General features: G+C 44.7%; 19 protein-coding genes. 7 read left to right on the forward strand and 12 right to left on the reverse strand.

From position 1 onward, the window contains the following. Nucleotides 1-242: 242 nt before the first annotated feature. Both recR and BJP37_RS24730 read right to left on the reverse strand, forming a co-directional pair. Complete coding sequence (recR, locus tag BJP37_RS24725; protein ID WP_075902764.1) at nt 243-839, reverse strand: recombination mediator RecR; 597 nt, start codon at nt 837-839, stop codon at nt 243-245. Beyond that, complete coding sequence (locus BJP37_RS24730) at nt 839-991, reverse strand: hypothetical protein (protein WP_198954169.1); 153 nt, start codon at nt 989-991, stop codon at nt 839-841. Before BJP37_RS24730 ends, recR begins: the two co-directional genes overlap by 1 nt. 119 nt (nt 992-1,110) lie before the next feature. Between BJP37_RS24730 and BJP37_RS24735 the strand changes: the two genes are divergently transcribed. Further along, a complete protein-coding gene (locus BJP37_RS24735) occupies nt 1,111-4,050 on the forward strand; it encodes a 3'-5' exonuclease (protein WP_075902765.1) in 2,940 nt (979 codons plus the stop codon). Nucleotides 4,051-4,082: 32 nt separating this feature from the next. After that, complete coding sequence (locus BJP37_RS24740) at nt 4,083-4,901, forward strand: hypothetical protein (protein ID WP_229415438.1); 819 nt, start codon at nt 4,083-4,085, stop codon at nt 4,899-4,901. Here the strand turns inward: BJP37_RS24740 and BJP37_RS40000 are convergent. The 3 genes from BJP37_RS40000 to BJP37_RS24750 form a co-directional block, all read right to left on the reverse strand. Continuing rightward, a complete protein-coding gene (locus tag BJP37_RS40000; RefSeq protein WP_158069756.1) occupies nt 4,898-5,056 on the reverse strand; it encodes a hypothetical protein in 159 nt (52 codons plus the stop codon). The two genes, BJP37_RS24740 and BJP37_RS40000, sit on opposite strands and share 4 nt — an antisense overlap. 186 nt (nt 5,057-5,242) lie before the next feature. Then, on the reverse strand, nt 5,243-5,665 hold the full coding sequence (locus BJP37_RS24745; protein WP_229415439.1) for a hypothetical protein: 423 nt from the start codon (nt 5,663-5,665) through the stop codon (nt 5,243-5,245). A 420-nt stretch (nt 5,666-6,085) separates the two neighbouring features. Next, complete coding sequence (locus BJP37_RS24750; RefSeq protein ID WP_075902771.1) at nt 6,086-6,580, reverse strand: allophycocyanin subunit alpha-B; 495 nt, start codon at nt 6,578-6,580, stop codon at nt 6,086-6,088. A gap of 24 nt (nt 6,581-6,604) precedes the next feature. Here BJP37_RS24750 and BJP37_RS43900 point away from each other — a divergent pair, with 24 nt between their 5' ends. The 3 genes from BJP37_RS43900 (at nt 6,605) to BJP37_RS24760 (ending at nt 9,464) form a co-directional block, all read left to right on the forward strand. Next, nucleotides 6,605-6,727, forward strand: coding sequence for a hypothetical protein (locus tag BJP37_RS43900; RefSeq protein WP_269087059.1), 123 nt, complete (start codon nt 6,605-6,607; stop codon nt 6,725-6,727). Nucleotides 6,728-7,050: 323 nt separating this feature from the next. Beyond that, the gene (gene rlmD / locus BJP37_RS24755) at nt 7,051-8,436 is read left to right on the forward strand and encodes a 23S rRNA (uracil(1939)-C(5))-methyltransferase RlmD (RefSeq protein WP_075902773.1); all 1,386 of its coding nucleotides are present in this window, start codon (nt 7,051-7,053) and stop codon (nt 8,434-8,436) included. Between the two features lie 581 nt (nt 8,437-9,017). After that, on the forward strand, nt 9,018-9,464 hold the full coding sequence (locus BJP37_RS24760; RefSeq protein ID WP_075902775.1) for an ATP-binding protein: 447 nt from the start codon (nt 9,018-9,020) through the stop codon (nt 9,462-9,464). A gap of 24 nt (nt 9,465-9,488) precedes the next feature. Here the strand turns inward: BJP37_RS24760 and BJP37_RS24765 are convergent, their stop codons facing one another. Continuing rightward, on the reverse strand, nt 9,489-9,776 hold the full coding sequence (locus BJP37_RS24765) for a DUF6439 family protein (RefSeq protein ID WP_075902777.1): 288 nt from the start codon (nt 9,774-9,776) through the stop codon (nt 9,489-9,491). Nucleotides 9,777-9,857: 81 nt separating this feature from the next. On the opposite strand from BJP37_RS24765, the gene BJP37_RS24770 reads away from it, so the two are divergent. Beyond that, complete coding sequence (locus tag BJP37_RS24770; RefSeq protein WP_075902779.1) at nt 9,858-10,301, forward strand: sll0565 family protein; 444 nt, start codon at nt 9,858-9,860, stop codon at nt 10,299-10,301. Nucleotides 10,302-10,329: 28 nt separating this feature from the next. On the opposite strand, the gene BJP37_RS24775 is transcribed toward BJP37_RS24770, so the two are convergent. The 3 genes from BJP37_RS24775 to BJP37_RS24780 all read right to left on the reverse strand — a co-directional run bounded on the left by BJP37_RS24775 (nt 10,330) and on the right by BJP37_RS24780 (nt 13,283). Then, on the reverse strand, nt 10,330-11,670 hold the full coding sequence (locus tag BJP37_RS24775; protein ID WP_075902781.1) for a (Fe-S)-binding protein: 1,341 nt from the start codon (nt 11,668-11,670) through the stop codon (nt 10,330-10,332). Nucleotides 11,671-11,863: 193 nt separating this feature from the next. After that, on the reverse strand, nt 11,864-11,989 hold the full coding sequence (locus tag BJP37_RS43905; protein ID WP_269087060.1) for a hypothetical protein: 126 nt from the start codon (nt 11,987-11,989) through the stop codon (nt 11,864-11,866). Further along, a complete protein-coding gene (locus BJP37_RS24780; protein WP_075902783.1) occupies nt 11,976-13,283 on the reverse strand; it encodes an FAD-binding oxidoreductase in 1,308 nt (435 codons plus the stop codon). Before BJP37_RS24780 ends, BJP37_RS43905 begins: the two co-directional genes overlap by 14 nt. A 162-nt stretch (nt 13,284-13,445) precedes the next feature. Between BJP37_RS24780 and BJP37_RS24785 the strand changes: the two genes are divergently transcribed. Further along, the gene (locus BJP37_RS24785) at nt 13,446-15,050 is read left to right on the forward strand and encodes an FkbM family methyltransferase (protein WP_075902785.1); all 1,605 of its coding nucleotides are present in this window, start codon (nt 13,446-13,448) and stop codon (nt 15,048-15,050) included. Between the two features lie 261 nt (nt 15,051-15,311). On the opposite strand, the gene BJP37_RS24790 is transcribed toward BJP37_RS24785, so the two are convergent. The 3 genes from BJP37_RS24790 to zwf form a co-directional block, all read right to left on the reverse strand. Then, nucleotides 15,312-16,673 (reverse strand): cobyrinic acid a,c-diamide synthase CobB, encoded by a 1,362-nt coding sequence (locus tag BJP37_RS24790; RefSeq protein ID WP_075902787.1) that lies wholly within the window; start codon nt 16,671-16,673, stop codon nt 15,312-15,314. A gap of 93 nt (nt 16,674-16,766) precedes the next feature. Next, complete coding sequence (gene opcA / locus BJP37_RS24795; RefSeq protein ID WP_075902789.1) at nt 16,767-18,122, reverse strand: glucose-6-phosphate dehydrogenase assembly protein OpcA; 1,356 nt, start codon at nt 18,120-18,122, stop codon at nt 16,767-16,769. An 85-nt stretch (nt 18,123-18,207) separates the two neighbouring features. Continuing rightward, nucleotides 18,208-19,737 carry a glucose-6-phosphate dehydrogenase gene (zwf, locus tag BJP37_RS24800; RefSeq protein WP_075902791.1) on the reverse strand — a complete coding sequence of 510 codons (1,530 nt, stop codon included), beginning with the start codon at nt 19,735-19,737 and terminating at the stop codon, nt 18,208-18,210. Nucleotides 19,738-19,749: the final 12 nt, after the last annotated feature.

Consider the following 19,749-nt stretch of genomic DNA (forward strand, 5'->3'; position numbering starts at 1 on the left):
ATGAGTGTCAGATGAATCGCGGACAGGGTCTTTAATATTTTGAGATCGTCTATAATGAACATAGCAGGGAAGACAAATTAAGAGCTAACCGCCACCTGCGTGCCTAAAAAAATAGAACGAGTTGTATTGTTCCGGTGCGGAGGGGCATCCCGTATCGTTAATAAAGCTTACCGAGTATCCGAACCAGTAGGTGGAGTTGGTAAGAAGCCCACACTGAACCGATAGGCCAGTGTGGGAGTATGTCACTCCAACTCACGGCGTCCTTCTAAGGCTCTAGCTAGGGTGACTTCATCTGCATATTCTAGGTCTCCCCCCATGGGTAAACCAAAGGCAATCCGGGTCACTTTAGTAAACGGCCTGATCAGTTGACCTATATATAGTGTGGTTGTCTCCCCTTCTACACTGGGATTGATGGCTAAAATGACTTCTTGAATCGTTTTCTGGCTGACTCGTTGTACAAGTTGCTGGATATGGAGTTGTTCTGGACCAATGCCATCCATAGGGGAGATCACTCCTCCCAGAACGTGGTATTGGCCTCGGTACTCGCGGGTTTTTTCGATGGCAATCACATCCCTTGAGTCGGCAACTACACAGATAGTCTTCTGGTCCCGGTTGGAATTGCGGCAAATTTGGCAGACCGGTTCAGCAGACAAGTGAAAGCATACTCTACAAAAACCAACTTGTTGTTTGGCTTCCACCAACGCTTGCGCTAGGGCTTTGACTTCTGGTGCTGGACGCTTGAGGATATGAAGGGCTAGTCGTTGAGCAGTCTTTGGACCAACTCCAGGCAGGCGTTGTAGCTCTTCAATTAAGCGAGCGAGGGGGCGTGTGTAAACCATCAGTCAAGAATCGGGAATCGGGAGTAGGGAGTAGGGAGTAGGGAGTAGGGAGTAGGGAGTAGGGAGTAGGGAGTAGGGAATAGGGAGTAGGGAGTAGGGAGTAGGGAGTAGGGAGTAGGGAGTAGGGAGTAGGGAAAGTGTTTATGGACCATTGAGCGCTGCTAGATCATCGGATATTTAGAATCACACTCGAAAAACTAAACATTAGAATAGCCTCAGCTATAAGATAAATAGATCTAGATAGATCTGCGATCGCATTTTATCCGCCCCTATGAGTACAACCCCTGATTTCCTGAGCCACCTCAACCCTTCCCAACTTCAAGCTGTTGAACATTTCTGCGGTCCCTTGTTAGTCGTTGCTGGTGCTGGGTCTGGCAAAACCAGAGCCTTGACCTATCGCATTGCTAATCTAATTCTCAAACACAAGGTCTCACCAGAAAATATCTTAGCGGTGACGTTCACTAACAAAGCCGCACGGGAAATGAAAGGGCGGATTGAGCAAATATTTGCTCAGCAGCTGGCGGAACAGAAGTATGGTCAACGGTTGGAGCTTCTGCCAGAAGACCAACAAACCCAGTTGCGATCGCGTGTTTACAGAACAATCACCAAACCGTTGTGGATTGGCACCTTCCACAGTCTATTTGCTCGGATTCTCCGGTTTGATATCAATAAATATCAAGATGAGCAGGGACGGAAGTGGAATCGGAACTTTTCCATCTTTGACGAATCCGATGCCCAGACCCTGGTTAAAACCATTGTCACTCAAACCTTAAATCTTGATGACCACAAATTTAACCCCCGTTCTGTGCGCTATGCCATCAGCAATGCCAAAAATCGTGGTTTTTCTCCCCAGCAGTTTGAGCTAGAACAGTCGAATTTCCGGGGACGAGTGATTGCTGATGTCTATAGTCACTACCAAGAGCAATTAGCTGCTAACAATGCTTTGGACTTTGATGACCTCATCTTAGTGCCCATGAGGCTATTCCAACAGAATGAGTCGGTCTTAAGCTACTGGCATCAGCAATTTTATCACATTTTAGTGGATGAATATCAAGATACCAATCGGATTCAGTATGAACTGATTCGCTTGTTGACTACCAAGGGAGAAACTCAAAAGAGTCAGTGGGATTGGCAGAATCGCTCAGTTTTTGTAGTAGGGGATGCAGACCAGTGTCAGCCACCAGGTACTCAGGTACTAACTACTGAAGGATATGTCCCAATCGAAGCACTAGACCCAAATCAACATCGGTTAGTCAGCTATAACCCTCATTCTTCCGCAGTAGTTGGTAGAGTCGAAGGTTATCGTTTCAACAAAGCCAGTCGTCCTTTTAGTGGCCATCTGATTGAGGTAACTGTTGATAGCCAAACTACTCGCTCCACACCAAACCATCGATGGCCAATCCGGTGGAATCAGCAAGCTAAGGAAAAGACTCATGTTGTCTACCTAATCCGCCGAGGTCAGTGGTACCGAGTCGGATGGTGCAAGCTATTTAAAAGCGATGGTGGATTTCAGTTAGGCTATCGAGCCAGGGTTGAGAAAGCAGATGCCGCCTGGATTCTCGTGGTAACCGACAATCGGACAGAAGCTTCCTTCAAAGTCTCTTATATTGCCGCTCGCTATGGTATTCCCACTGCCCCGTTTGAACCAATGAATGGTGCCACTGAGTACACCCGTCAGATGCTGGAGCAGTTATTTAATGCACTGGGTGATGTGTTACCAGAACGGGGGATTTCCTGTCTTCAAGACTTTGGACTCGACCCAAACTACCCCATTTACAGCCCTGACATTGCCTATCAAGGCGGACGGGGTAAAAGTACTATCGAGCTAGCAGCGATTAACTTATTACCAGAACTGATGGATATAGCCGTCTATCAGGGTGGCAAAACAGTGGCTTGGAAACCGATTAGGATTCAGCGTCAGGAATACAATGGCTTGGTGTATAGCCTAGAGGTAGAGAAGCACCATGTCTACTTTAGCGATGGATTGCTTACTCATAACTCTATCTACAGTTTCCGAATGGCAGACTTCACCATCCTTCTGGGTTTTCAGCAAGACTTTGGTGACGGTTTACCCGATCAAGATACTCGCACTATGGTCAAGCTAGAAGAAAACTATCGCTCTAGGGAAAATATTCTTCAAGCTGCTAACCACCTGATCGAAAATAATACCCAGCGAATTGATAAAGTTCTGCGAGCAACACGGGGTGTCGGGGAAAAAATTTATTTTTATAGCGCTGATGACGAATTGGAAGAAGCTCAGTTTGTAGTCAGTAAAATTATCCAGCTAAAACGACAAAATCCAGAACTGGATGGTGGCAGTTTTGCTATTCTTTATCGTACTAATGCTCAATCCCGTGCCTTTGAAGACGTTTTGATCAGAGCGGATATTCTCTATACTGTAGTTGGTGGCTTAAAGTTCTATGACCGTAAAGAAATTAAAGATGCTCTGGCTTACCTCAGAGCGATCGCAAACCCATCCGACACTGTTAGTCTATTGCGCATTATCAATACTCCTCGACGAGGTATTGGACAAACTACCATTAACAATCTGGTCGCAGCTGCCCAAGAATTAGGAGTTCCCCTGTGGGAAATTATCAGTGATGAAACCTCAGTTCATACATTTGCGGGAAGGTCAGCTAAAGCGGTCAAGAAATTTTCTCAGCTTATGTCTCAATGGCAGGAGCAATTGGAAGACCGAACAGCATTAGAGATTCTCAAAGGGATTATGGAGGAGTCTGGTTATATTGGAGATTTGAGAAACAAAGGAACTGAAGAAGCTGAGAATCGATTGGAAAATATTGTAGAATTGTTTAATGCAGTCCAGCAATTTCAAGAAGAAAACGAAGAAACCACCTTAGAAGGGTTTCTTGCTAATGCAACTCTTGCCTCTGACATGGATAACCTCGAAGAGGGGAAAAAAGCAGTTTCTTTAATGACCCTTCACTCTGCTAAAGGGCTAGAATTTCCCATTGTCTTTCTAGTCGGTCTAGAGCAAGGACTGTTTCCTCACAGTCGTAGTCTTAGAGATCCTGTAGCGTTGGAGGAAGAACGGCGTTTGTGTTATGTAGGGATTACTCGCGCTCAGGAACAACTGTTTTTGTCCCATGCTCATGAGCGCCGCTTTTATGGGAATCGGGAACCAGCTAACCCTTCTCAGTTTCTTGAAGAGTTACCCTCAGAGTTAATTGAGAGTCAAGTGGGAATATTTTGATAGTCTCCTAGGTACTTAATACTTCAGCCTTTATGCTTCATCTTAGACAGATGCCTTGGCAATTTCCTCAAAGACTAACCCAATCCCTAGGAGCAATCATAATTCTCCTAGGTTGTATATTAGCAGTTGGCAAGCTACAGCAACCCCAACTCAATGCCCTCAAACAAAGCTCTAAAAACACTTCACCCGCAGACCTTCAGCGAGATGTAGAAGCAACACAAGTGTATCTCAATCTACTTCAGAGACTACCTACATTTGGCTTCGATAATGTATTAGCTGACTGGGTATTTATGAATTTCCTTCAATACTTTGGTGATCAAGACGCTCGCCGAATTACTAGCTATCAGCTTAGCCCAGAGTACTTTGACGTTATTATAAACCGAGACCCGAAATTTTTAACAGCGTATTTATTTCTATCTAGCAGTAGCTCATTATATGCAGGAATGCCAGAAAAATCCGTCGCCTTAATGGAAAAAGGACTCCAGTCACTATCCCCTAAAGTTCCAGCTCGGTCTTATTATGTGTGGCGTTATAAAGGAATTGATGAATTATTATTTTTGGGTGACGCTAAAGCCGCCCAACAATCCTTTGAAAAATCAGCCGATTGGGCAAGTCAATCCCCTGATGAACAAAGTCAAAACATTGCTGAACTTTCCCGCAACACTGCTGACTTTATAAGTCGAAATCCTACTAGTAAGATAGCTCAAGTGAGTGCTTGGTCAATGGTTTTAAATAACTCCCCTGACCCTCGCACTAGCAAAATAGCTATTAGTAGAATTGAAGCCCTAGGTGGTAAAGTTATCATCACACCAGAAGGAGCAGTTAAAATTAAAATGCCCCAGACAGATTAATAGTGTTTAAGGTTAGAAGGTTGTTCGCGTAGCGTGGCCAAAGGCCAAGGTTTGAAGGTTGTTCGCGTAGCGTGGCCAAAGGCCAAGGTTTGAAGGTTGTTCGCGTAGCGTGGCCAAAGGCCAAGGTTAGAAGGTTGTTCGCGTAGCGTGGCCAATAGGCCAAGGTTAGAAGGTTTAAGGTTAGAAGGTTTAAGGTTAGAAGGTTAGAAGGTTAGAAGGTTTAAGGTTTAAGGTTAGAAGGTTTAAGGTTAGAAGGTTTAAGGTTGACGACTCGGATATCGCCATTACCCATTACCCATTACCCATTACCAAAAAAACGACACTCATTTCTATCAACATGGCTATATAATTGCTATTAGTAACTGATTTAGTAATAACCCTACACTAAAACCTGTTAGAGAAACCCCACAGATAATCCAGAAAGCCTGCCATTCACCGTATCCTTCTGTTTGAAGATCTAATCTGGTTAAGGCAGCAGCAGCAATCAGCACCAGGATACGGCTAGAATAATGAATCCAGCGCAGGATGATAACGCCTAGGAAAGAGCTGAAAATTACGGAAACAAAAGCTTTAGCATCAGATTTCATCCAAGTCCCGTACAATTTTCTAATCTGATACACTGGAGCAGTTATAGCCAAAGCCATCAACAAGATATAAACTGCTCCGATCAGCCAGAGCCATACCGATACCTTAAATAAGGAAAGATCTGAGCCTGATGTAGTGTGTTCTACCGTAATCAATTCCTGATAGTCAACAGATATCATCCAGCCAAAAATACTATGGCTTAACAGAAGAATTGATAATGGAAGCCAAGGCAGTTTTTTAATTAACCACATTTAATTTAAAGAATCCCACGACTAAAATGCGTGGGATTTGAGGTCATTAATCATTAGTCTTTTCTTAATTTTTAATTGGTAATTGCTAATTGCTAATTTTGAATTGTAAATTTACAACTTACAATTAACCATTGGCTATTTGTAAATAACCAATGACTAATGACTAATCACCAATGAGTTAGTAGGTCAGCTGTCAGCTGACAGCTGACGTAACAGAGATTAAACGAATGCTTACCTGTTTTATTCAAAAGCTGTTCAGTGTAGCTTGCCCTATGCCCATAAGCACCTCAAGTAGCGTGCGCGTAGCGCATTAGCTGATAGCTGATAGCTGATAGCTGATAGCTTACCTTAGGACTTAGGAGACATTGCTTGAATAATGTAATCGAAGTAGGGACCTGTCAGGTCAGCATCCTCATCGGTTAGGATTCCCAAAGATGCCTCTTTTAAGCAATTTATCGCTTCTGACATCCCTGCCATTGGCACACCTAGGGCATTATACATTTCTCTTGCCCCGATGATACCAATGTCTTCAATAGGTTTCTGATCACCAGCAAGTACACCATAGGTGACCAACCGCAAGTACCAACCATAGTCCCGTAAACACTGATTCCGTTCACGCTGACCATAGGCATTGCCTCCTGGTGCTATGAAGTCAGGGCGTTTCTGCCACAGCTGACTGCTGGCTTTTTGTACAATCTTTTTTTCATTCTCCGACAGGGTGGCAGCAATGCGCAATCGCTGCTCACCACTTTGCAAAAAATCATTGATACTTCTGAGTTCACCAGAGCTGAGGTATCTCAGCTCGTCGTCGGCTTTGAGAATGACTTGACTAACTACACTCATGTTATTAGTTTATGGAGTTTTTTATTGAGTTACTCAGGCGATTCATCCCAAGCTAAATTACAGATTTTAGCTCGGGACTTCTTGCCAGAACTTTTAATTAGTAGTTTACCGACTTTGGGTGACACAACGGAAGGGCATTGGGCATAAGATCAACAAATAGAGCAAAACCCATGCATGCTTGCATCGATAGTCTCTTTCCCCTCTTACCCCATCCTTTACATCCCCTCGAACCATCCGTTGCCCCCTCTTGGCATCTGTAGCTCGTATTAAAACAAAACTATCAGGATTTACGCAAAACTGCTCACCAAAGGCTATAAGTACTAAGGTACCTTAATAATGCACTGTACAGGTAGCGAGGGGTGCGCCGACCTGAGGGGATTTCTACCATGAGCGACTGAATCCGATCTCTGTACTCTCTACTCCCTACTCCCTACTCCCTACTCCCTACTCCCTATTCCCTGTGCTATATGATGCCAATGATGATAACTAATGAGCCCAGCCCTGAGTGTTGGCAACAAGGTCAACTGATTGAGGTCATGATTACAGACCTCAGTGATAGTGGTGATGGCGTTGGACGGCTAGGAAATCGGGTGGTTTTTGTTCCAGATACTGTCACAGGGGATAAAGCTTTGGTGCGCCTGATTCGGGTCAAACCTAACTATGCCACTGGTAAGTTACACCAACTGTTGCTGGAATCTCCTAATCGTGTTCATCCCAGATGTATCGTGGCGAATAAGTGTGGTGGTTGTCAATGGCAGCATGTGAGCTGGAACTATCAGCAGTTGGCGAAGCAAAATCAGGTGATTCAAGCCCTCAAACGCATTGGTGGATTTAGCGAACCCGCCGTAGCACCAATCTTAACCGCAGATTCTCCCTTGGGCTATCGAAACAAAGCTACCTATCCCCTTAAACGCTCAGCAACGGGTTCAGTTCAAGCGGGTTACTACCAAAAAGGTAGCCACCAGCTGATTAATCTTAATCAATGCCCCGTGCAAGACCAGCGTTTGAATCCCCTGCTAGGGGAAATTAAGCAGGATATGGAGCAATTGGGGTGGTCGATATACAACGAAAGCCGCCACCAAGGAAGATTGCGTCACCTTTCGTTACAGATTGGGAAACACACTGGCGAGATGTTGCTAACCTTGGTCACAACAGATCTGAATTTAAAAGACTTGGATGTCCAAGGGCAAAATTGGCTAAATCGTTATCCCCAACTGGTTGGTGTTTGTGTGAATCATAACCCCCACCGCAGTAATGTCATTTTTGGTTCCCAAACCTATTGTGTTGCCGGTCAGCCATACTTGACAGAGAACTTTGCTGGTCTTGAGTTGCGGCTGCGACCAGATACATTTTTCCAAGTTAATACTCAAGCAGCTGAGGTTTTGTTAAACCTAATCATTAAACAGCTAGCCCTCAAGGGGGATGAATGTGTAGTTGATGCTTACTGTGGCATTGGGACGTTTACTCTACCCCTTGCTCAACAGGTACGCCAAGCTATCGGTATGGAAGTGCAAGCCGCATCGGTAGAGCAAGCTGAGCAGAATGCCTTGATTAATGGGATCACTAATGTAAAATTTCAGGCGGGATCAGTGGAGCAGTTACTCTCCCAGTTGACTATAGCGCCAGATATTGTAATACTTGACCCACCCCGTAAGGGATGTTCTCCGGCTGTGATTGACATGCTTAGGCAAGTGGCACCAAAACGGATCGTTTATATTAGCTGTAAGCCAGCTACCCTAGCACGAGACCTCAAACTCCTTTGCCTCAACGGTTACTACCAGTTAACCCACATCCAACCTGCTGACTTCTTTCCTCAAACCTCCCATGTTGAATGTGCTGCTTTTCTTGAGCACTGATATCCGCGTTGCCCAATTGTCCAACACCTAAGGCTAATGGCTGATTGGTGATGGACAATTGGTAGCCTACCCAACGGTTGCATGGGCGTAGAAATAGTTTGTTTATGTATAGTCTTTATATATAGACTCAATTATCTACATCAATTATTTACCTATTTGACTGGTATTTCATGAGGAAAATACCCAGAAGGGTCTGGTCTGGGCGAAAATTTTCTGATACTATAGACGTAGGGAATCAGAAATAAACAAGGTTACAGAATATGAGTAACGCTAAATTAGCATAGGGCTATTTAGGCATTTTTGCCATTGAGCTGATTTGCCATTGAGCTGATAGGTACAGCAGCAACAATAAACTTATTGAAATAATCAACATAATAATTAACCATGGAGAGGTTGTAGTTTAGCTATGCCACCAGAAATCTTTATTTCTGAATATAGAAGCCAACCTCAAGAAATCGAGAGTTCCTAGTCCGGTGAGCCCTGAGCACGATTCAGCCGTGCTTAGGGGTAAACCGATCAAAATCAGGGATCTAGCCTCCTATTAGATCAAGTCCACCAAAAAAAAGCTAGGGGTTTCTTGAGTGATTGCCACATCTTTGAGTCCGGCTGAGTGCGGTTGGGAAACGGTTAGCTTTGCTTCTACCCTTTACCTTTGCCCGATCCTAGATTTGCTTCTTGAACAAATTCCCAATAAATGGCAACCGGAACTCCGGCTGGGATTACAAGAAGCATTAGTCAATGCAGCAAAGCACGGTAATAATTTAGACCCAAGTAAGACCGTAGAGGTTCAATTTTCAGTAGTCAATGGTGAATATTGGTGGGTAATTTCAGATGAAGGATCTGGTTTTCCCAATGGTGATGACCAAGAGAGTCCCGATGTATGCCTACCCTGCGATGAATCAGAAAGCGGTAGAGGAATGAGTCTGCTTCACCAAATCTTCGATCAAGTCCTCTGGAACAACCAGGGCACAGAAATTAGACTTTGTAAACAAGTCAACCACCCCTCTAAGCGCCCCCTATTGTCTTAAGCACCTATTTTACTTAGGGTTTGGTTACTTAGGGTTTCGTGTCCCATGAGTTGGACAGGGTGGAGCGGAAATAGAGCGGTCTAGCCATCCAGATGCTTGGCGCAATCGTTCAAGGGCTTCTTCTGGATGTTCATTGAGCAGAAATACCAAAGCAGCAGCAGCTTGCTCACTGGCTCGGGCAGAGCGGTTAGACTTTAGGCGATGCCAATCATTGGGCCTGATCGCCAGACGCTCTGCTAAAGCTTGAGCCAATTCCAGAGTGCTAGGTTCGATCTTAGCATCAGTTTTGGGTAATTGGATGGATTCAGGCATTGTTTTTTGAGTGCTGAGTGGGGGAGTGTGTCAGTGCTTACCAACTCAAGACTATTTTAACTTAGGATTTACGATTGCTATATGCCTCCAGAATCGTTTCAATCATCTTACCGTAATTCAGGAAAAAATAGAGAGGATCAAGAAGATGTTGCTGAGTTTGAAGAGGAATTGGCAGAAATAGAGCGATCGCTTAATACTCTCAAGAAACGTTATACTCAGGTTGAGCGGGATCAGCGACAGCAAGCTCAACTCCAGGAGCGTCGAGAGCAAGTTAGGAAAGACTTGCGCAAGACTAAAAGTAATCAGACTAATAGTAATAAGACTAAAACTACTAATACTAAAACTAATCGACAAGCCCTAAAGGCTGAGTTAAGGCAAATCCAGGAACAACTGGAAGTCTTGGAGCTCAATTTAGAGAGTCAGTTGTTTTCTTGGCATAGTCTACGGGAACCGTTTTGGCATGGAGTGCGGTTTGGGGGATTGGGGTTGGTGATTGGTTGGATACTTAGGTCTTGTGTTAGTTAGTTAATTGTTGAAGGTTGTTCTTGTGCGCCTAAAGCTTAATTCTTAATCCTCGCATCGAATAATCCAATAACTCCATCGGATGCATTAAGGTAATGTCTTTTCCTTGCAGCTGCAAATGCTTTTTGATCTGCAATGAACAGCCTGGATTCGGGGAAGCAATCAACTCTGCGCCAGTATTCAATAAATTATTCACCTTCTGCTGTCCCAGCTCATCCGCTACTTCCGGTTGCAGCATGTTGTAAACTCCAGCACTACCGCAACACAAGGCGGCATCCATCGGTTCCCGTAAAGTCACTCCTGGAATTTGTCGCAATAACTGTCTCGGTTGTACACTAATCTTCTGTCCATGTAATAGGTGACAAGCATCCTGATAGACAATAGTTAATGGCTCATCCCTAAGGGGTGAAAGGGTTGCAGTTAGTCCCACACTAACTAGAAACTCTTGGGCATCCTTTACCTTACCCGCAAATTCCTGAGCTTTTTGGGCATACTCGGGGTCATCTTCCAGGATGTGACCATACTCCTTCAAGGTATGACCGCAGCCAGCAGCATTAATAATGATGGCATCAACTTCTGTCCCCTCAAAACTATCAATCATCTGTCGTGCTAAGGCTTGAGCTTGCTTGGTTTCTCCTTGGTGTTCTGGCAAAGCGGCACAACAGCCCTGAGTTTTGGGAATCACCACTTCACAGCCATTGGCGGTCAACACCCTGACTGTTGCTTCATTCACTGGGGAGAAAAACAACCGTTGCACACAGCCAAGTATTACCCCTACCCGGTAACGCTTCTTACCCACAGCGGGAATAACATCGGGCAAATTATCCCGAAACGACTCTAGAGTAACTTTTGGCAGCATTGACTCCATGGCTGCTAACCGAGGAGATAGCAGTTTGAGCCAATTCGTAGAGCGCACTAATTTCTGCACGCCCAAGGTCTGGTAGAGATATAAAGGAAACAATAATGAACGCAATCGCCCCGGATAGGGAAACAAGCTAAAAATTAGCTGTCTAAACAGGGAATCTGGAAAACTACGAGGCTGATTTCGCTGAACTTGATGACGAGTGGCGGAGATTAGCTTATCGTACTCAACCCCAGACGGACAAGTTGTCACACAAGCCAAACATCCCAAACAAGAATCAAAATGTTGTGTGCTCCCCTCGGCCAGGGGAGCTTGCCCTTGACTAATTGCATTCATTAAATAGATCCGACCCCGAGGGGAATCCATCTCTTTGCCAAGCACCCGGTAACTTGGACAGGTAGAAAGACAAAAGCCACAATGAACGCAGGAATCAATCAATTCCTGCTTGGGCGGTTTTTCAGCATCAAAACCATTTTGCTTATTCGTGGTTAGTTGTTGGATATTGGTCATTTTTAAAGGTTTAAGGTTGTAATGTTGAAGGTTTAAGGTTGGAAGGTTTAAGGTTTAAGGTTGTAATGTTGAAGGTTTAAGGTTGGAAGGTTTAAGGTTGTAATGTTGAAGGTTGAAGGTTGAAGGTTTAAGGTTTACTGGTGAATGGTGATTGGGAATTTATCATTTATGATTGATATAGCGTTTATGATAGTTATAAGATACTTTCAAGTTTTTTACCCCGACTCCCGACTCCCGACTCCTGACTCCCGACTCCCGACTTCCGACTCCCGACTCCCGACTCCCGACTCCCTAAAACCCATAAATCAAATTCCTCCAATAAATCGACCAGGACTTAAAACATTTTCTGGGTCAAACTTTTGTTTAATTCCACGCATTACCTCTAATCCATTACCTTGATATCCCCAAACATCTAACTCCTGCTTCAAGGTTATGGGAGCTTCTAATACTGTCATAAATCCTTGTTCAGTTTGACAATAGTTGCGCATAGTTTTAATCATTTCTGAACTAACTGCTTGGGATTCAAACCACACTTTACCTAAGCCACTTCTAACATGAATCAATCCCAATCCTCCTAAGCTTTCCAAGGTGTTCAATGTCTTAGCCGCAGCAGTTGGTAATACTCCTATTTTGCAGACAATTGTTGAGGGGTGTCCCGATTTCCCAATTGAGTTTGCCAATGATTCCCATAGACTGGTGTCATCACCGTTACTATAAAAACTATTCCGTAACCCTAACTGTTCTGCAACTGACTGTATTCGAGCACATTGCTCCTTGACACTGTCTGCTACACTTTGGAACCTTACCATCAATCCCATCTCCTGACCAATCCCTAATTCTGTGACTAACTTAGGGGATAATAAATCTAGTGCTGTGGGAGTCAAGGCTGAGGCTAATACTGTTTTTACAGCTGAGGCAATTCCATCCATTTCACCTGTCAACACAATAGTTTCTGCTGCTTGTGGTATTGGATATAGCCGAAAGGTTGCCTGAGTGATAATTCCGAGGGTGCCATAGGAGCCAGTAAACAGCTTCATCAAATCATATCCAGCCACATTCTTTACCACTCGACCCCCGGCTTTAGCGATTTGTCCATCACTGCGGACAAAGGAAATGCCGAGCAACATATCCCGAACCCCTCCATAGCGTTGACTTAGGGAGCCGCTGTCTGCGGTAGCAATAATACCTCCAATGGTCGCTTCTTGGGGATTAGCTGGATCTAATGCTAGAAATTGACCGGTTTTTGATAAAATTGCTTGTAAGTCAGCTAATTTTACTCCGGCTTCTACGGTAACTGTCAAGTCTCCTACGGCGTGGTCAATGATTTGGTTTAGGTGCTTGGTACTAACTACCACATCAATGTCTTTACCGATACCTCCCCAGCCTAATTTACTGCCGTTACCACAGGGGAGGAGATGATAATGTTGGGAATGAGCTAGACCTATGACTTGGGCTAGTTGCTCGGGTGTGCTAGGGTAAATGATACTCTTGGGAAGGGTGTCGGGAGCAATGGCTGGTTTGATTCGCTCTTGCCAGCTTGGGTCTAGGTTTTCCCAGGTGTAGATATTGGAATTTTCGACAATTGGTTCGAGGGTTGAAGCGATCGCATTCATAGAAGTTGAGGGGGTTTGTTGATCAGATTGTGGGATAATCCATATAGTAATAGTAAAGGATTGGTGAACAAAAACAGATCCTGATCGTCTTTCCTATCAGCCCATAACTGTGTGTTAGAGGTAAAAATAGGACAGCCAACCTTTGATTAAGAGAAAGCGGAAATGTCTGTCAATTATGCTGATTCCTATTGGAAATATCTCGAAAGTGCTGGTCTGAATCTGGATTCAGAGACTTTATCTACTGTAGAGACCAGTATTGAAGGTACGTCTTGGGATAATCCGACTTCTGCTATAGAATTGAACAACTGTGCTGTAGTAGCATTAATTGAAGCTGAGCAATGTGACAATTCATCTCTACGTGCGATGTATGTTGAGATGGCTTTTGATGCTTTGAATCAGGGAATTGAGTTGTCTGGTCATCCCCTGTGTGCTGCTCATTTAGCTCTAGTTTTCGCCATGACTGGAGAAATGGAGCAGGGGATACAAACAGCATTTCCAACCTTAATTAATATCTTACATCCCGCTGATATTAATGAGCAATCCATACCTCTAGGACTAGTTTATCTACCTTCTGGAAATAGCTTTACAGGTAATCGATATGAGCAATTGGCTCACATTCTAGATGCTGAGGATGGCTACGCTCAATCAATTTTTTTGTTAAGTGAGGTTTTATGTCGCTCACAATTGGTATTTTATAATGCTACGGGATTGCGGTTTCTCCATCTTGCTGTTCAACTATTCTCCGATTCCCCGTCTATTCATTTAAAGTTGGGAATTGCTAGCCTGGTCAATAGTCAATGGGAAGGATTATTGAATTTACACCAGGCTAAAAATTTGGCTCCCTATTCGTCTAGGATTATACAATCACTATACCTCGCTTATCGAGATTTAGGACAGAGAGACTTAGCTAAGTATTGGGGAGATATGGGGCTAGCTATGGCTGGCGATATTAGGGACGAAGATTCGGATTTAATCGGGTTTAAATGGACTGAATTAGAGCTTGAAAGTCCATTTACTTATGTGACCTTTGAAGAGCAGTTACTATTAGCGGTTGAGCCAAGTCTACGGAGTTTGGTGACAAGTGTATTAATTGCTCAAGGAGACTGGTTTGAAAAAGAAATGGAGTTTTGGCGCAACTGGCTCCAACCTGGAATGACTGTTATTGATGTTGGTGCTAATGCGGGAGTCTACACCTTCAGTGCTGCTTTACGAGTAGGACCAGAAGGGTGTGTGCTAGCGGTTGAACCGTTTTCTGGTTGTGTTAGTTGTTTACGAGAAACCTGTACTATTAATCAGTTAGACTGGGTGAAAGTGTGTGCAGGTGCAGCTAGCGATCGCAATGGTACTGCTCAACTGGCTCTTTATGGTGCTAGCGAACTTAATGAAATTGTTTCTACTGATGAAGAAGCAACTGTCAAAGCAGGTAATTTTGAGGAGGTTTCCTGCTTTACTCTGGATAGTTTGATTGAGCAAGAAGCTATTAGCAAGGTTGATTTGTTGAAAATTGATGCAGAAGGTCACGAACTGCAAGTTTTAGCAGGTAGCAACAGGATTTTAACGGAATTTAGCCCAACGATACTGTACGAAAATATTGCAGGGAGTCGGGGTAGTAACCTAGCTGTTGCTGATTTTCTCAGAGACAGAGGCTATCAACTATATCAATATCAGCCTTACCTAGGGCAGTTAATTCCGATAAATTCTAGGGAAGATTTACAAGGAAGACTGAATATTATTGCGTTGCGTGAAAATATAGCAAGGGAAGAATAGTTTAGGAAATAGTATTTTGGTTTCAAGGGAACAGGGAACGGGGAACAGGGAACAGGGATAATATTTGATGGTTTCGGTACTTCAATTCATTGTTGTCACTTCCGTTATTATTTTTTTGTACTAGTGGAATAGCTCATAAAAAAGTAGTTAAATAAGGCAAGAGGCAAGAGGCAAGAGGCAAAAGGCAAGAGGCAAGAGGCAAATGTTGATTTGAGAAACTTTTAAAGAAGAAACTAGACTGATTGCCTGTGTAGTCCTAAACTAACTTGTCACTCCCTCAAAAGTGAATTGCTGACAGCGTTCCAAAAATCCCAGGGGAACCTCAAGACAACTACCCCAATGGAGATGAACATAGGAAGCATGGAGCTGATAGACTTGCCAACCTTCAACTCCAACCTTTCTCTGGTTATATCCCCGTAACTCAAACAAGGGATTGGAGGGCATGACTGTCAAGTGGGAGCGATGAAATTCATGTCCCCAAACCGTTGCTCCGACAGGTAACAAGGGTCCATCGACCAAAGCAGTTGCCTGTCGATATCCTAAAGTAAGGGATTTTCCCATCACCGTAACCGTGGGTAATACCCCTACCATTGACCAAGATTTCCCGTCAAAATCTGTAATCTGCTCCCCCAAATACATCAATCCGCCACACTCAGCATAAGTGGGCATCCCTGACTCTATAGCTGTTCGCACTGACTCTCGCGCACTAGTATTTTCGGCGAGTTGCTCAGCAAAAACTTCTGGAAAACCACCACCAAAGTACATCCCTTGTATATCAGGAGGTAAAGTGGTATCGGTGAGGGGACTCCAATACACTAACTCTGCTCCTAGCTGTTCCAAACTATCGAGATTGTCTTGGTAATAGAAACTAAAAGCGCGATCGCATGCTACAGCAATTCGGATTAGAGCAGGTTGCTGGTTAGTAGAGGTTAGAGGTTGCTGGTGGCCAACCTTCAACTGTGAGTCAAGATGCTCCCAATTAAAGCAATTCTGTCCTAGATCAGCAAGTCGGTTAATCAAAGCATCCAGTTGAGTAATTTCAGCAGTAGGTATCAAGCCCAAGTGCCGATCGGGAATAGTTATATTATCCTGACGCTGTAGCTCTCCTAATACAGGAATGTGTAACGGTTCGAGAGCATCCTTGAGCAATTCCAAATGGCGTGAGCTTCCGACTCGATTCAAAACTACCCCAGCTATGGTAATCCTGGGATCCCAGGATTGATAGCCATATGCGATCGCAGCCACGGAACGAGATAACCGAGAGCAATCCAACACTAATAACACTGGTATGTCTAACAGCCGCGCTACATGAGCTGTGCTGGCAAAATCATCTTTTCCTGATGCTCCATCAAATAACCCCATCACCCCTTCAATCAGGGCATAATCTACTCCCTGGCAATGGCGATAAAAGCAATCTTTAACATAATCTTCAGAGGTTAATACTGGGTCTAAATTCCGACAAGGACGTCCCGTAACCCGCTGATGAAACATCGGGTCAATGTAATCCGGACCGACTTTAAAGGATTGAATTTTATAGTTACACTTGGATAAATACGACAATAGGGCGAGCGTAACTGTTGTTTTGCCCACCCCACTACGTTCACCAGCGATGATTAAAGCCATTGAAGAGTTGAAGGTTTAAGGTTTTAAGGTTAAAGTTTATGATCTCAACATTGAACGTGCAACTTGTTAACCTTCAACGCTTCTGTCAAACCTTCAACTTGTTACCGTCAACTTCAAAATTTCCTTGGTTACTGCCATACTTTCTTCGTATAGCATCTCCCGACCCCAGCGTTGTAATTGCTGAGAGAGCAAAAACTCTGTCTTCTGGTCAAACAAAGGCGATACCTGCTGAATGCGGCAAGACTGAGCACCACCACCAGCTTCCATCCGCATACAACCAGTGGTTTGTGAACACAATACAGTGCAGCAATCAGCTTGCAGGTTGGTCGAACCCAAGCGCAGGCTAATCAAATCACCTGCCACATCTCCGACATCAGCTACCGGGATAGCTGCCAATTCTGCTTCTACAGGTTGCTGGTTGGGTCTGATAAATTTAACACGCCGCAGGTCGTAATCCCCACCCTCTTTGAGATCAGACTTGGGAACCCATTCTAAGCGAGACGCTAACCAACTGAGAAACATCAGTGCTTGAGCCTCATTCCCTTTTTGGTAATCAATGGTAACTTGATCAACTTCGTAGATTGCCCCACGACGTTCTGGTGGATCAAATGCTTCTGCGGTTAACTCTTGCCATGCTGCCAACCGTGCCCAATTCAGGTCAGCCACTGGTGTGCCCTGATTGATCAGCTCACACATTTGTGATAACTGTTCCTCTGGATTGCTAAAGCTACTTGAGTCAACAATGACGGTATTACTTAGCCCTGCTAAGCGTTGGAACAACCCATAATTAGGATCAGGAGTTCCCTTCCACCAGAGGAATTTCGGCAGTTCTGGTAACATCAATTCCGAAATGACACCACTAATCCGTTCCAAAGCAGCAGCGGTGCCAGTTAGGGTGATGTATTCACAACATATTAATGTACTCTGGCTTTGCTTTTGAATGGGGCAAGAGGCAGATACCTGAGCCTTAACCCCTTCATCTTCTCCGGCAATAGGACAAAGGGCAATAATGCGACAGGGGTTAGAGGCTGCGATCGCATCGGCAATTCCAAATCCTTCTAAATCACCGGAATACTCTAGCTTCTTCTGGGTCTGTCCCTTCTGGACAGATTCATTGTATTCTTCCCGTAGTTTTGCCTTAGTCGCCTCATCTGCTCTACCCGTTCTTTCCAATCCGTAGGCTTTCTGTGCTGCCTTGAGAGCAGCGACCATGCGCGGGCCTAGAATACCATCAATTGGACCGGAATAATATCCCAGTGCTGCTAATAGCTGCTGGGTTTCTTCAGGTTCATAAACCACTAAACTAAAGGTCGTTGCCCTGATCGCACTGGGAGAGTCACCGTTTTCACCATAGCTTTGCCAAATTTGACGCAGTTCCGCTTCAATTTCACCCAAGGAAACATCTTTGGGTGGTTGTATCGAAAGCAACGGAGGAGATTGTGTAGCCATAGCAATTCACTTGTTTTTTGTCAATAGTCAGTAGTCACTAGTCAATAGTCAGTAGTTATTAGTCACTACTGACTAAGTGACTAACTTAAAGTCTGCGCCAGCGACGTCCATCTCGATTAATTAGGTGTTCGGCTTCCTTTGGTTCCCAAGTGCCTGCTTCATACTGAGGTATAGATGCTGGATCAGCCGGACCATCCCAAGCTGCTAAGGCTGGTGTCACTACCCTCCAGGCTTCTTCCACTTCATCAGCACGGGTAAACAAGGTTTGATCCCCCAACATACAGTCAAGTAACAGCCGATTATAGGCATCAGCGGTTGCCACACCAAAGGAAGAACCGTAGCTAAAGTCCATATCTACGGTACGGGTGCGCAAATCTGGTCCTGGCCGTTTCGCCTCAAAACGCAGAGAAATTCCCTCATTGGGCTGCAAGCGCAGAGTTAAGACATTGGGGCTAGTCTGCTGAGCCGCAGATTTAAAAATCATTAGGGGAACTTTACGAAACTGAATGGAGATCTCACTGACCTTCTTCGGTAGTCGTTTCCCCGTGCGCAGGTAAAAGGGAACTCCTTGCCAGCGCCAGTTATCAATCAGTAGCTTTAGGGCGACATAGGTGGGAGTAGTGGAATTGGGGTCAACCCCTTTTTCTTCCCGATACCCAGGCACTTGTTTGCCTTTCATCCAACCTGCTGCATACTGACCCCGCACTGCTGAATTTTCTAGATTATGAATATCTGCCAGGTGAGTAGCTTGAATTACCTTGACCTTTTCAGTACGCATACTGTCAGCGTCCAGAGCATTGGGAGCTTCCATGGCCGTTAGGCAAAATAGCTGCATCAAATGGTTCTGCACCATATCCCGCAGTGCGCCGGATTTGTCGTAGTAACCTGCCCGTTCCTCTACCCCTACTGATTCGCCTACGGTAATCTGGATATGGTCAACAAACTGGCGATTCCAAAGGGGCTCAAATATAGCATTACCAAACCGGAACACTAACAGGTTCTGAACCGTTTCTTTGCCCAGATAGTGGTCAATGCGGTAAATTTGCTCTTCTTTGCAGACTTTTTGTACCACCCGGTTGAGAGATTGAGCTGAACTTAAATCCTTCCCGAAGGGTTTTTCAATTACCAAGCGCTGCTTCACTGGGTCACTCAGCATTCCCGCTGCCCCCAATTGCTGGATGGCTTCTGTAAAGAATCTGGGAGCTACGGCTAAATAAAATACCCGGTTTCCCCGTGTTCCCCGTTTACCATCGAGTTCTGCCAAGAAGGCTTTCAGCTTCTGGTAACTTTCGGCTTTATCCATGTCACCGGAACAGTAAAACAGGCCATCGGCAAAGTCTTGCCACAACTCCTCCGATTGAATCCCATCGGAAAATTCCTCGATTCCCTCCCGCATTTGTTCCCGGAAGTAGTCATGAGTCCAATCTCGACGGGCAACACCAACGATGGTAATTTCTGGTGGTAGACGTCGTTCTCGTTTAAGCTGGTAAAGTGCTGGTACGAGCTTGCGTTTAGTCAAATCTCCGGACGCGCCATAAATCACCATAATCAATGGTTCTGGCGTGCGCTCCTGTTGCAAGCCCACTCTTAAGGGATTTTCTAGCAGAGTAACCATCTTTGCCTATTG

This window comes from Moorena bouillonii PNG, assembly GCF_001942495.1.
Classification (GTDB): domain Bacteria; phylum Cyanobacteriota; class Cyanobacteriia; order Cyanobacteriales; family Coleofasciculaceae; genus Moorena; species Moorena bouillonii.

Excerpts from the sequence above, each read along its gene's own strand:
- BJP37_RS24730 (WP_198954169.1), bottom strand. The coding sequence starts at position 991 with ATGGTCCATAAACACTTTCCCTACTCCCTACTCCCTACTCCCTACTCC.
- BJP37_RS24745 (WP_229415439.1), bottom strand. The coding sequence starts at position 5,665 with ATGATATCTGTTGACTATCAGGAATTGATTACGGTAGAACACACTACA.
- BJP37_RS24740 (WP_229415438.1), top strand. The coding sequence starts at position 4,083 with ATGCTTCATCTTAGACAGATGCCTTGGCAATTTCCTCAAAGACTAACC.
- BJP37_RS24765 (WP_075902777.1), bottom strand. The coding sequence starts at position 9,776 with ATGCCTGAATCCATCCAATTACCCAAAACTGATGCTAAGATCGAACCT.
- opcA (WP_075902789.1), bottom strand. The coding sequence starts at position 18,122 with ATGGCTACACAATCTCCTCCGTTGCTTTCGATACAACCACCCAAAGAT.
- recR (WP_075902764.1), bottom strand. The coding sequence starts at position 839 with ATGGTTTACACACGCCCCCTCGCTCGCTTAATTGAAGAGCTACAACGC.
- BJP37_RS24785 (WP_075902785.1), top strand. The coding sequence starts at position 13,446 with ATGTCTGTCAATTATGCTGATTCCTATTGGAAATATCTCGAAAGTGCT.
- zwf (WP_075902791.1), bottom strand. The coding sequence starts at position 19,737 with ATGGTTACTCTGCTAGAAAATCCCTTAAGAGTGGGCTTGCAACAGGAG.
- BJP37_RS24775 (WP_075902781.1), bottom strand. The coding sequence starts at position 11,670 with ATGACCAATATCCAACAACTAACCACGAATAAGCAAAATGGTTTTGAT.
- BJP37_RS24750 (WP_075902771.1), bottom strand. The coding sequence starts at position 6,580 with ATGAGTGTAGTTAGTCAAGTCATTCTCAAAGCCGACGACGAGCTGAGA.
- BJP37_RS24770 (WP_075902779.1), top strand. The coding sequence starts at position 9,858 with ATGCCTCCAGAATCGTTTCAATCATCTTACCGTAATTCAGGAAAAAAT.
- BJP37_RS24735 (WP_075902765.1), top strand. The coding sequence starts at position 1,111 with ATGAGTACAACCCCTGATTTCCTGAGCCACCTCAACCCTTCCCAACTT.
- BJP37_RS24790 (WP_075902787.1), bottom strand. The coding sequence starts at position 16,673 with ATGGCTTTAATCATCGCTGGTGAACGTAGTGGGGTGGGCAAAACAACA.
- rlmD (WP_075902773.1), top strand. The coding sequence starts at position 7,051 with ATGCCAATGATGATAACTAATGAGCCCAGCCCTGAGTGTTGGCAACAA.
- BJP37_RS24780 (WP_075902783.1), bottom strand. The coding sequence starts at position 13,283 with ATGAATGCGATCGCTTCAACCCTCGAACCAATTGTCGAAAATTCCAAT.